The sequence below is a fragment of the Simplicispira piscis genome (assembly GCF_054783455.1).
On sequence record NZ_BAAGQN010000017.1, the window covers coordinates 153,190 to 164,942 of the forward strand.

General features: G+C 63.2%; 12 protein-coding genes. 4 read left to right on the forward strand and 8 right to left on the reverse strand.

Features of this window, described 5'->3' with window-relative positions; translation table 11 throughout:
- Nucleotides 1–53 precede the first annotated feature (53 nt).
- On the reverse strand, nucleotides 54–2,132 hold the full coding sequence (locus tag ACYVOC_RS13375; RefSeq protein WP_461162140.1) for a sodium-translocating pyrophosphatase: 2,079 nt from the start codon (nucleotides 2,130–2,132) through the stop codon (nucleotides 54–56).
- Between the two features lie 228 nt (nucleotides 2,133–2,360).
- Between ACYVOC_RS13375 and ppa the strand changes: the two genes are divergently transcribed.
- Entirely contained in the window at nucleotides 2,361–2,897 is a 537-nt protein-coding gene (gene ppa, locus ACYVOC_RS13380; RefSeq protein ID WP_116004028.1) for an inorganic diphosphatase, read from the forward strand.
- Nucleotides 2,898–3,039: 142 nt separating this feature from the next.
- Here the strand turns inward: ppa and ACYVOC_RS13385 are convergent, their stop codons facing one another.
- Together ACYVOC_RS13385 and ACYVOC_RS13390 are read right to left on the reverse strand one after the other, a co-directional pair.
- Entirely contained in the window at nucleotides 3,040–3,288 is a 249-nt protein-coding gene (locus ACYVOC_RS13385; RefSeq protein WP_461162141.1) for a hypothetical protein, read from the reverse strand.
- Nucleotides 3,273–3,419 (reverse strand): hypothetical protein, encoded by a 147-nt coding sequence (locus tag ACYVOC_RS13390; RefSeq protein WP_461162142.1) that lies wholly within the window; start codon nucleotides 3,417–3,419, stop codon nucleotides 3,273–3,275. The genes ACYVOC_RS13385 and ACYVOC_RS13390 overlap by 16 nt, the downstream gene beginning before the upstream one ends.
- Nucleotides 3,420–3,760: 341 nt before the next feature.
- Here ACYVOC_RS13390 and ACYVOC_RS13395 point away from each other — a divergent pair, with 341 nt between their 5' ends.
- The 3 genes from ACYVOC_RS13395 (at nucleotide 3,761) to ACYVOC_RS13405 (ending at nucleotide 7,254) form a co-directional block, all read left to right on the forward strand.
- Nucleotides 3,761–5,530, forward strand: coding sequence for a methyl-accepting chemotaxis protein (locus ACYVOC_RS13395; protein ID WP_461162143.1), 1,770 nt, complete (start codon nucleotides 3,761–3,763; stop codon nucleotides 5,528–5,530).
- Between the two features lie 133 nt (nucleotides 5,531–5,663).
- Complete coding sequence (locus ACYVOC_RS13400) at nucleotides 5,664–6,875, forward strand: NnrS family protein (RefSeq protein ID WP_461162144.1); 1,212 nt, start codon at nucleotides 5,664–5,666, stop codon at nucleotides 6,873–6,875.
- An 85-nt stretch (nucleotides 6,876–6,960) separates the two neighbouring features.
- On the forward strand, nucleotides 6,961–7,254 hold the full coding sequence (locus ACYVOC_RS13405) for a DUF2249 domain-containing protein (protein WP_461162145.1): 294 nt from the start codon (nucleotides 6,961–6,963) through the stop codon (nucleotides 7,252–7,254).
- Between the two features lie 43 nt (nucleotides 7,255–7,297).
- Here the strand turns inward: ACYVOC_RS13405 and sufT are convergent, their stop codons facing one another.
- The 5 genes from sufT to sufC form a co-directional block, all read right to left on the reverse strand.
- Nucleotides 7,298–7,846, reverse strand: a complete 549-nt coding sequence (gene sufT / locus ACYVOC_RS13410) for a putative Fe-S cluster assembly protein SufT (protein ID WP_116004024.1) — start codon at nucleotides 7,844–7,846, stop codon at nucleotides 7,298–7,300.
- Nucleotides 7,846–8,319 carry a Fe-S cluster assembly sulfur transfer protein SufU gene (gene sufU, locus ACYVOC_RS13415; RefSeq protein WP_116004023.1) on the reverse strand — a complete coding sequence of 158 codons (474 nt, stop codon included), beginning with the start codon at nucleotides 8,317–8,319 and terminating at the stop codon, nucleotides 7,846–7,848. The genes sufT and sufU overlap by 1 nt, the downstream gene beginning before the upstream one ends.
- An 82-nt stretch (nucleotides 8,320–8,401) precedes the next feature.
- Nucleotides 8,402–9,676 (reverse strand): SufS family cysteine desulfurase, encoded by a 1,275-nt coding sequence (locus ACYVOC_RS13420; protein WP_461162146.1) that lies wholly within the window; start codon nucleotides 9,674–9,676, stop codon nucleotides 8,402–8,404.
- Nucleotides 9,669–10,898 (reverse strand): SufD family Fe-S cluster assembly protein, encoded by a 1,230-nt coding sequence (locus tag ACYVOC_RS13425; RefSeq protein WP_461162147.1) that lies wholly within the window; start codon nucleotides 10,896–10,898, stop codon nucleotides 9,669–9,671. The genes ACYVOC_RS13420 and ACYVOC_RS13425 overlap by 8 nt, the downstream gene beginning before the upstream one ends.
- A gap of 3 nt (nucleotides 10,899–10,901) precedes the next feature.
- Nucleotides 10,902–11,672, reverse strand: coding sequence for a Fe-S cluster assembly ATPase SufC (sufC, locus tag ACYVOC_RS13430; protein WP_461162148.1), 771 nt, complete (start codon nucleotides 11,670–11,672; stop codon nucleotides 10,902–10,904).
- Nucleotides 11,673–11,753: the final 81 nt, after the last annotated feature.

An 11,753-nucleotide genomic window follows, 5' to 3' on the forward strand; every position in this document is an offset into this window, starting at 1 on the left:
AAGCCCCTTTGGTCAGCAGCCGTTTCAGTAGTCAGGCCGCCTGGGCAGCACCTTCAGCCGGCGTGGAACTTCACCACCAGTGGCACGATGAGCAGCGCCACGATGTTGATGATCTTGATCAGCGGGTTCACAGCCGGGCCAGCGGTGTCTTTGTACGGATCGCCCACGGTGTCGCCGGTGACGGCGGCCTTGTGCGCCTCTGAGCCCTTGCCGCCGTGGTGGCCGTCTTCGATGTACTTCTTGGCATTGTCCCAGGCACCGCCGCCGGTACACATGGAAATGGCGACGAACAGGCCGGTGACGATGGTGCCCATCAGCAGGCCGCCCAGCGCCTTGGGGCCGAGCAGCAGGCCAACCACAATCGGCACCACCACGGGCAGCAGGCTGGGGACGATCATTTCCTTGATGGCGGCGCTGGTCAGCATGTCCACAGCCTTGCCGTATTCGGGCTTGGCTGTGCCCTCCATGATGCCCTTGATGTCGCGGAACTGGCGGCGCACTTCCACCACCACGGCGCCGGCTGCGCGGCCCACGGCCTCCATGGCCATGGCACCGAACAGGTAGGGAATCAGGCCGCCGATGAACAGGCCGACGATGACCATGGGGTCGGACAGGTTGAAAGTAATCGCCTGGCCATAGCTTTCGAGCTTGTGCGTGTAGTCGGCAAAAAGCACCAGTGATGCAAGACCGGCCGAACCAATGGCGTAGCCCTTGGTCACGGCCTTGGTGGTGTTGCCCACGGCGTCCAGCGGGTCGGTAATGTCACGCACGCTGCTGGGCATTTCGGCCATTTCGGCAATGCCGCCAGCGTTGTCGGTAATCGGCCCGTAGGCGTCCAGTGCCACCACGATGCCCGCCATGCTGAGCATGGAGGTGGCCGCCACGGCAATGCCGAACAACCCAGCGAGCGAGTACGACACCAGGATGGCGGCGCAGACAAAGATCACGGGCCAGGCGGTGGAGCGCATGGACACGCCCAGGCCGGCAATGATGTTGGTACCGTGGCCGGTGGTGGAGGCCTGTGCAATGTGCTGCACCGGCTTGTACTGCGTGCCGGTGTAGTACTCGGTGATCCAGACCAGCGCTGCGGTGAGCACCAGGCCGGTGGCGCATGCGCCAAACAGCTTCATCTGCGCGCCCGTGCCGCCCAGGGCGTTGTCGGGAATGATCCAGGCGGTAACGAACCAGAAGGCAATCAGCGAAAGCACCCCGGCAATCGCCAGGCCCTTGTAGAGCGCTGGCATCACGTTTTTCATTCCCGGCGAGGCCTTGACGAAGAAGCAGCCAATGATGGATGCCACGATGGAGACCGCACCCAGCGCCAGTGGGTACATCACGGCGCTCACTGGGGCAGCGGTCAGCATCAATGCGCCCAGCACCATGGTGGCAATCAGCGTGACGGCGTAGGTCTCGAACAGGTCGGCGGCCATGCCGGCACAGTCGCCCACGTTGTCGCCCACGTTGTCGGCGATCACGGCGGGGTTGCGCGGGTCATCCTCGGGGATGCCGGCCTCGACCTTGCCCACCAGGTCGGCACCCACGTCGGCGCCTTTGGTGAAGATGCCGCCGCCCAGGCGCGCAAAGATGGAAATCAGCGACGAGCCAAAGGCAAAGCCGATCAGCGGGTTGAGCAGATTGGCCAGTGTGTGGTCTGCCACCGGGTTGCTGCCCACCAGGAACCAATAAAAACCGGTGACCCCCAGCAGGCCCAGGCCCACCACCAGCATGCCGGTGATGGCGCCGCCGCGAAAGGCGACATCGAGCGCCGGGCCGATGCCCTGCGTGGCGGCCTGCGCGGTGCGCACGTTGGCACGCACCGACACGTTCATGCCGATGAAGCCGCAGGCGCCCGAGAGCACGGCGCCAATGACAAAGCCAATGGCCGTCTTGCTGTCCAGAAAGAGGCCAATGAGCACGGCCAGCACCACGCCGACGATGGCAATGGTCTTGTACTGCCGCGCCAGATAGGCGGCGGCCCCCGCCTGGATGGCGGCGGCAATCTCTTGCATGCGGGCGTTGCCCGCGTCTTTGGAAAGAATCCAGCCTCGGGCCCAGATGCCGTAGGCCACGGCGATCAGCCCACAGACCAGGGCGAGGATGAGAGGGGAAGTCAGCGCTGTATTTCCAGCCATTCTTGTATCTCCAGGGTGTTGTTTCGCACGGGAGGAGACACAACGCATGGGGAATGTCTCCGCTGCGTTGCTTCCTCGTGCCCCATACCGGGAGACGATTGGCCAACGCGGTCAATTTACCCTGAAAAATGGCGTGCAAGCGCCAAGAAAGGGGCGCGCCGGTAAAATGAGGGTTAATCCCGACCTGAATTCTTTAATCCTCATCAAACTTCAACGCGAACGACCACCATGTCCCTCAATAGCGTCACCCCTGGCAAGAATGTTCCCGAATCCTTCAACGTGGTCATCGAGATTCCCATGGACTCCGACCCGATCAAGTACGAAGTGGACAAGGAGTCGGGCGCCATCTTCGTCGACCGTTTCATGACGACGGCGATGTACTACCCCTCCAACTATGGCTATGTGCCGCGCACCCTCAGCGGTGACGGCGACCCGGTGGACGTGCTGGTCATCACCCCCTACCCACTGCACCCCGGCGTGGTCGTGCCTTGCCGTGCGCTGGGCATCCTGAAGATGGAAGACGAAGCCGGCATTGACGGCAAGGTGCTGGCTGTACCCACGAACAAGGTGCTGGGTATGTACTCCGCCTGGAAGAACATTGAAGACGTGAACCCCGCACGCCTCAAGGCCTTGAGCCACTTCTTCGAGCACTACAAGGACCTGGAAGAAGGCAAGTGGGTCAAGGTGCTGGGCTGGGAAGGCATCGAAGCCGCACACAAGGAAATCGTGGACGGCCTGGCCAACTACGAGAAGGCTAAGGCCTGACGCCAGGCGCAGTGTCAGTGACACTGTGCTGCCCCACCCAAAAGCATGCAGAGGGCGACTTCTGCATGCTTTTTTCATGGGGCATCCAGCAATGATGGGTTGCTTATCGACGGGTGAGCCGTCATTTTGATGTGCAGTGTTTTTAGCCTTTTGCGCTGATGCCGTAAGCGTTAGCAGCTATCAAAAATTTATTTTTTGGCCGTTTGCTGCGTGGCAGGCGTTGTGCTGCTCGAGCGCAGGTGGTGTAGGGCAGGGCAGCGCCCTGGTGGATAAAACCGGGACCACCATGACCGAAGTTGTGACGGATATCCGCAGTGTCATGGACATCATGGGTGAGATCAGCGCCGCGAGCCGTGCCCGGGCCATGGGGCTGGCTCAGACGGTTGGCCATAGCCCACCGGGGTCCCCGGCCGTCAGGGCCGGAAAGACGATGACCGAATGGCCATCGCCCAGTGGTGCACGCTGCAGCAAGGGCCACGCCGTGAGTACGGCTCCCAGTTCCCAGGGTGTGCGAAATTCCATGGCACAGCAAGTGCAGGCCGGGCAGCGGTATGGCGTGGGTGTGTTCCCGGGAGGGTGCTGTTCAAGGGCATCAGGTCTCCAGGGCAATCAAAGGCAGGCGAACTGGCATTTTTCCAGGGGTATGACGCTGTCAAGTGGGCAAAGCTTTCCAATGAAGACGGGGATGTGCCTGGGGCCGTAGCGGTGGGTTGGACATTCGTTACCCATGCTGCACAACGGTAGATGACCTCTCGTAAACCGGAGAAAAAAACGGTATCGTGACTTTTTTCTGTCGCTCATGCGACTTGTGTGGGCGGCGGCATAAGATAACTACCTACGCGACCCCAACCAGGAAAATTTTTATGATTTCGTTCAGCCAGCTCAGTGTTTCCCGGCGACTCGGGTGGTTGGTGGGGGCTGCCATGCTGGCCATGCTCGCCCTGGTGGCCATCATCATGGTGTCTGAGCGCAGTCTGATCCTGCAGGAGCGCCAGGCCAGCGTACGCCAGGCCGTGGAAACCGCCCATGGCGTGATTGCCCACTACCACGCGCAGGCGACCAAGGGCACCATCACCGACGACGAAGCCAAGCAGCGCGCGATGGATACGGTACGGGCACTGCGCTACAACAAAACCGAATATTTCTGGATCAATGACATGCAGCCCAAGGTGGTTATGCATCCCATCGTTCCAGACATGGAGGGCAAGGACCAAAGCCAGCGCAAGGATCCTACGGGCAAATACCTCTATGTAGAGTTTGTCAAGGTGGTGCAAAAGGATGGTGCTGGCTTTGTGGACTATCTGTGGCCCAAGCCGGGCAGCGATGTGCCGGTGGAAAAAGCGGCCTACGTCAAAGGTTTTGCACCCTGGGGCTGGATTGTGGGCTCCGGCGTGTACGTTGATACGGTACAGGCGACCTTCTTGCAGCGGTTGGGCGAGGCGGGTGGGGTTGCAGTGCTTTTGGCCCTGGGTCTGGGTTTGATTGGTTTCTGGATTGCGCGCAGCATCCTGCGGCAGTTGGGGGGAGAACCCTCTTTGCTCAATGCCATCACGCACCGCATTGCGCAAGGCGATCTGGCGGTGGATATGCCTCAGAGCAAGGATGAGACCAGTGTGATGCACGGCATTCAATCCATGCGCGACAACGTGGCCAGCATCGTGACACGGGTGCGTGAAGGTTCCGAGAACGTAGCAACGGCGAGCGCCGAGATTGCCCAGGGCAACCACGACCTGTCGGCGCGCACAGAGCAGCAGGCCAGTGCACTGGAAGAGACAGCGGCATCCATGGAAGAGCTGAGCAGCACGGTGCGCCAGAACGCCGACAACGCCCGCGAGGCCAATCAGCTGGCAGTGAATGCATCGAGCGTGGCGCAGCAGGGCGGCGAAGTGGTGGCCCAGGTGGTGGAAACCATGAAGGGCATCAACACCAGCAGCCAGAAGATCGCCGACATCATTGGCGTGATCGACGGCATTGCCTTCCAGACCAACATCCTGGCCCTGAACGCTGCGGTGGAAGCCGCCCGCGCGGGTGAGCAGGGACGGGGCTTTGCCGTCGTGGCCAGCGAAGTGCGCAGCCTGGCGGGGCGCAGCGCCGAGGCGGCCAAGGAGATCAAGAACTTGATTTCTGCCAGTGTCGAGCGCGTGGAGCAAGGCAACGCCCAGGTGGACAAGGCGGGAGCGACGATGACCGAAGTGGTGGCGGCGATTCGGCGGGTGACCGACATCATGGGTGAGATCAGTGCCGCGAGCAGCGAGCAAAGCTCAGGGGTGGCGCAGGTGGGCGAAGCGGTCACGCAGATGGACCAGGCCACACAGCAAAATGCTGCTTTGGTGGAGCAAATGGCAGCGGCGGCCAGTAGCCTCAATAGCCAGGCTGGAGAGCTGGTGCAGTCTGTAGCGGTCTTCAAGCTGGCACTCAGCCCTGCCACGCCAGCCCGGGCAGCGACACCACCCGCGCGCCCTGCGCTGGCAAAGCAACCTCCTTTTGCGGCGCCTGCACGGAGCAAGGCGCCGGGTTTGAAGGCGCCCGCGCCCAAACCGTCGGCTCCGCCCAAGGCCCGGCCTATACCCCCATCTGCAGTGCCACCGGCGTCGGCCCAAGGCAAAGGCGGCGATGACTGGGAGAGCTTCTAGGGCGTGTCATCAATCTAGCCGTCTCTTGAGGGCGTGGGGATTGCATTGCGGGCTGATAGGTATTAAGATTCAGACAAAATGAATCTTTTGTAGACCATGAGTCCCTGAAGGCAGGTGCTGTGGTCATGCCTCCATGAATCAACCCATTTCGCCCTTACTGACCCCAGCCGCGCAGGCACAACCCCCCGCTGTTCTTCAGGGTTGGCCTTTGCTGCGCTTGGGATTTCGTCCGTTTTATCTGGGAGCAGCGCTCCTGGCCTGCCTGTCGGTGCCGTTGTGGATTGCCGTGTTTCTGGGGCATGCACGCCTGGATCTGCCCATCAGCCCCTTGCTCTGGCATGCGCACGAGATGCTGTTCGGCTTTGCGGCAGGCGTCATCGTCGGCTTCTTGCTGACGGCGGTGAAGGCATGGACCGGGCTGCCCACGCCGCGCGGGGCGGTTCTGGGGGCGCTGGCTTTGCTGTGGCTGGCGGCGCGCGTGGCTGCAGTGACTGCGCCCTACGCGGTGTATGCGGTGCTGGATGTGGCGTTGCTGCCGATCGTGGCCGGCATCCTCTTGCGGGTCCTGCTGAAATCGGGAAACAAGCGCAACATACCGCTCATCTCCATTCTCTTGCTGATGTCGTTGGCCAACCTCGCATTCCACCTGGCCGCCACGGGTGTGATCGACTTGTCGCCTCTCTCGCCGCTGTATGCCGGCCTGGCGTTGATCGTGATGATCGAATGCGTCATGGCAGGGCGGGTCGTGCCCATGTTTACCAAGAGCGTAACTCCGGGGCTGGTGATTACGGTGTCTCGCCGTTTTGAACTGGGCACGCTGGCAGTGACCGCGCTGGCCTTGGCGCTGTGGGTGTTTGCCCCGGCGGGTCTGTGGACTCTGGTCGCCTGCGTATTGGCCGCTGTGGCGCATGCTGTGCGTTTGTGGAAGTGGCACCCGCTGGTCACGCGCAAGCGCCCCATTTTGTGGATTCTGCATGCCTCCTATGCCTGGATTGCTGTGGGTTTTGTACTGTTGGCCATGGCCCAGGTAGGCTGGGTGGTAGCGTCGGCGGCGGTGCACGCTTTTGCTGTGGGAACCACGGGCGGGTTGATCATCGGCATGATCACCCGCACTGCACGCGGCCATACCGGGCGGCCCCTGCAGGCCAGCCGTGCCGAGGTGCTGGCCTATGCCCTGGTGATGGGGGCGGCTGTGCTGCGTGTCTTGCTGCCGATCGCTGTGCCGCAGTGGTATGGCATGGCCCTGGCCATTGCAGCTGCGGCATGGTGCGTGGCGTTTGCGATCTACCTTGTGATTTACACCCCCTGGCTTGCCCAGACCCGGCTGGATGGCAAGGACGGCTGAAAAGCCGCCTGTCTCGTTTTGTGCCCAGGGAACGCGCAGTGCGTTCCCGTATTTTTATCCTCCGTTTTCCCAGAAAGGCTTCTCCATGCTTCCTACCCAGTCCCCTGTGATCGATGTACGCACCCTCGAGCCGCGTGAGCGCCATGTGCAGATTTTTGGGAAATTTGATGCGATGCGCGCGGGCGAGGCTCTGCAGATCGTGAACGACCACGACCCCGTGCCACTGCGTCACCAGCTGGAATCCCGTGCGCCAGGCCAGGTCCAGTGGGCCTACCTGGAGTCGGGCCCGGCACAGTGGCGGGTGCTGATCAGCAAGCTCGAGGCCAAGGTGGCCGAAGAAGCGGGTTCTTGCTGCTCGGGTGGTGCCTGCGGCGGTTGATGTGTGTCATCCTGCCCACTCTGGTGGTGGGCAGGGATCGTTTTTATAGTCCGAGGGATAGCAGGGCCGCCTCGGACATCATGGAGCGATTCCATGGCGGATCGAACACCATGTTGACCGTGATCTCGCCCACCCGGGGCAGGGCCAAAACCTTGTCGCACACCTCGTTGGCAATGGCTTCACCCATGCCACAGCCGGGGGCGGTCAGCGTCATATCGATCACGACGCGCACTTTTTCGGTATCTTCCAGCGGCTCCAGCACGCAGCGGTAGATCAGCCCCAGTTCCACGATGTTGACCGGAATCTCCGGGTCGTAGCAGGTGCGCAGCGTCTGCCAGACGAGATCGCTGACATCCTTCGCCTCGACGACCTCAGGCAGTGCCAGCGCTGCAGGCTCTTTTTTTCCGATGGCATCGGCGTCCGTACCGCGCAGGCGCACCAGTTGGCCTTCGACCACCAAGGTAAAAGAAGAGCCCAACGCTTGCGTGATTTGCGCCAGGGTGCCTGCTTCCAGATCAATGGGTGAGCCATCGGGAATGCGCTCGACGCACACCGAACGGCGGACCAGGACATCTTCGCGTTGGCGCTTCATCATGGTGTTTTCTCCGCGTGGGGCGTTGCCACGCTTGTGTTGTCTGCTTCCTGCGCCAGGGCATGCATGAGGGCGTGCCAGCCGAGCAGGGCGCATTTGATGCGGCTGGGGTAGCGTCGTACCCCGGCCAGGCTGATGAGTTTGCCCAGATGGGCGTTTTCAGGATCGGTCTCGCCGGTCAGTACGGCGCGGAACTGCTGCTGCAACTGCCGCGCCACTGCCACTTCCTGGCCTTTGATGGCTTCGCTCATCATGGAAGCCGATGCCATGCAGATGGCGCAGCCCTGTCCGTGGAAGCGGATGTCGTGCACATGGCCCTGGCGAATGTCCAGTTCCACGGCAATGTTGTCGCCGCATTGCGGGTTGGTACCGCGTGCCTGGTGGGTGGGGTGGGCAAGGTGGCCAAAGTTGCGCGGTGCGCGTTTGTGTTCCACCACCACGTCCTGGTACAGGTCATTGTCCGGGGTGTTCATTTCAGGTCTCCATTGCGTTGCGCGGCATCCACGACACAGAAAGCTGGCAGGGCCCAGGAACAAAGCGACATAGGGTGGTGTTTCACTTCAGCATCTCCAGTGCGCGGGCCACGCCTGCCAGCAGGCGTTCCACTTCGTCGTGGGTGTTGTAAACGGCGAACGAGGCGCGTGTGGTCGGGCCAACGCCCAGGTGCTCCAGCAGCGGCTGTGCGCAGTGGTGGCCGGTGCGCACTGCAATGCCTTGCCCATCGAGCAGCGTGCCTATGTCGTGCGGGTGCACATTGCGGGCGACGAACGACACCAGGGCCGAGCGTGTAGCGTGCGGCGCCAGCACTGTGATGCCCTCGATGGCGGCGAGGCCCGCGGCGGCATGCGCCCGCAGTGCATGCACATGGGCATCGATCACGTCGCGCCCAACCTCGTCGATGAAAGCCGCTGCCGCCGCCATGCCCACGGCGCCGGCCACATGGGGCGTACCGCCCTCCAGCCGGGCAGGCAGAACGGCGAAACCGGCATCTTCGTACGTCACCCATTCCACCATGTCGCCGCCCAGGCGCAGGGGCATCAGGCGCTCGAGCGTGGTGCGCTTTCCCACCAGGGCGCCGATACCCATGGGGCCATACATTTTGTGGCCTGAAAAGGCCATGAAATCGCAGTCAAGCTGCGACAAGTTGGGCGCGGCGTGTGCCATGGCCTGCGCGGCATCCAGCACGGTGAGCGCGCCCGCCTGCGCTGCCAGGGCCAGTAAGTCCTCATACGGGGGGCGCTCGCCGGTCGCGTTGGCGCAGGCAGTGATCGCGAAAACCCGCGTGCGCGGTGTCAGCAGGCGGGCCAGGTCGTCTGTGTGCAGACGGCCCTTCGCATCGGGCAGCAAGATGCGCAGGGTGGTGCCGCTGCGCCGTGCAACCTGCTGCCATGGCACCAGATTGGCGTGGTGTTCCAGGCCACTGACGATGATCTCGTCCCCCGGGCGCAGCCATGCTGGGCCCGTGCCACCGGCCCAGAGCCCCTGGGCTACCAGGTTCAGCGATTCGGTGGTGCCCGACGTAAAGACCAGTTCATGGGCGTCGCTCGCGCCGACGAAACGCTTCAGATCGCTGCGCGCCTGTTCAAAGGCGTCGGTGGCGCGTTGGCTCAAGGTGTGCACGCCGCGATGGATATTGGCGCGGTCTTTCTCCTCGAAATGGCGCATGGCCGACAGTACCTGCAGCGGCATTTGTGTGGTGGCAGCGTTGTCGAGGTAGGCCAGTGCGCCGCCCTGAATGCGCTGCTGCAGCACCGGAAACCGGTCGCGCAGGCCATGCACCACGGAATCAGCTGTCAGAGACGGTGTTTGCGGAAACTGCAGATCACCCATGGTGCGCCTCCAACTGCTGCGCGATGGTGCGCGCCAGCAAGCCATCGGCCATCAGGGTGGCCAGCGTGTCCGGGTCGTCGAAGCAGCGTTCCAGCAGGGCCGTGGCCATGCCTTCAATGATGAGTGCACGCGCACTGGTTTCGTCCAGGCCGCGCTGGCGGGCGTAGAACAAGGCATCTTCAGGCAAGGCGCCCCAGGTGGCGCCGTGTGCAGCCTGCACCTTGTCGTGCAGTATTTCAAGGTGCGGGCGCAGCACCAACCGGGGCTCGCCTGCCAGGGGAATGCCGTTCAGGCGCTGGCGCACGGTGGCATCGTCTGCCCCCGGGGCGATGCGGGTGTGTGCGTTGACCACGGCATGCGCCTGGCCGCTGGCCAACACCAGCGTTTCCACCGCACTTTCGGTGCGGGCGGCGTTGTGGGCAGTGTGCACCTGCTGTTCCAGCACCGCCGCATGGGCGAACAGTACAGCACCCGTGCGCGCGCTGGCGCGGGTGCCCTGCAGGTCCAGCACCGTGCGCTGGAGGTGGTACTGGCTGCCAGAAGCCACCAAGGCCTGCGCATAGTGCGCTCCTTGGCCCAGCCGGGCATGCACCAGGTGGGCCACCTGGTCGCCCGCGGCGGGTGCGGTGATGCGCAGGTGCTGCAGCATGGCGCCTTGGCCCAGATGCAGGTGCACATGCAGGTTCTGCGTCACGCTGCGCTGGCATTGCGCGGGTTCGCGGTCGTGGGTTTCGATGAGTACGCAGCGCACGCCATCGGGCACGTCCACCACCAGCAAAGGGGCCTCCACGGTGCTGCGTGGTTGGTGGTGCAGGTGCAGCCACACAGTTTTGCCGGAGCCTTCTTCGGGCATCGCGCCCACACGCAGGCGCAAGCCCTGGCGGCACAGCGCACGGTGCGCCCAGGCAAAAGGGGCAGCGTCGCTGTCGCCGGGCTGAACCAGGCCGCCAAAAAGCTCTGCCCGCTGTTGCGGGTCGCTGGCATCGAGCCAGCGGGCGGCAACGCTGCATTGCAGCGTGTCGCCCACGGGGTGCAGCGTCCAGCCTGCGCCAGCGAGGGGCGAGGCATCGCAACTTGCCGGGTTGGCCTGTGCGCTGTCTCCCAGCCAGGCGCGCACTGGGGGGGGTGGCAGATGGCGAAAGGATTCGTTGCGTGGGGCAATCCAGCCGCGCACGGCCAGGTGTTCACGGGCGGTCAGCGCATCGGCTTTGGCAGTGTTCATGGCTCAGGCCTCCGCCAGTTCGGGGCTGCGGGCAAAACCGGTCTGGGCGATGCTGCGTGCCAGCTCCAGCCCTCCTGTTTCTGCGATGCAGCCCTGGTCCAGCCGCAGCACGGTATCGGGTTCCAGCGATTCGATCAGGTGCAGGTAGTGGGAGATCACCACCAAGGCCGTTCCCTTGGCGCGCAGCTGGTGCACAAGCTGTACCACGGCCCGCACGCCATCGACATCCATGCCCGAATCGATTTCGTCCAGGAAGGCCAGGCGCGGCTGCAGCAGGGCCAGTTGCAGCAGCTCGTTGCGCTTGCGCTCGCCGCCCGAGAAGCCTTCATTGACCGGACGCGCCAGCATGGCCTCGGGCAGGCCGAGCTGCTGCGCTGCAGTGCGGGCGCTGGCCAGGAAGTCGAACGCATCCAGCGGCTCCTGGCCCCGGGCTTCGCGCACGGCGTTGAGGGCGCTGCGGATAAACAGGTTGTTCTTGACACCCGGGATGTCAGGCGGCGACTGGAACGACACAAACAGCCCGGCGCGGGCACGTTCGTGTGCGTTCAGGGCCAGCAGATCCTGGCCGTCCAGCGCCACCTGGCCAGATGTGACGCAGTACTGCGGGTGACCCGCAAGCGTCAAGCCCAAGGTGCTTTTGCCGCTGCCGTTGGCACCCATCAGCACCACCAAGGAACCCGCAGGCACGTCGAGAGAGACCGATTTAAGGATGTTGCGGTCACCGATTTGCACGCGCAGGTCACGCACTTGTAGCAAGGGGCTAGGGGTTGTCATGGGGGTTTCCTTTAATTAATTTGATAGCTTCTTGCGCTTATTGCACATGGCCTAGAGGCTGTTTTTATTGAATTTTTCCCC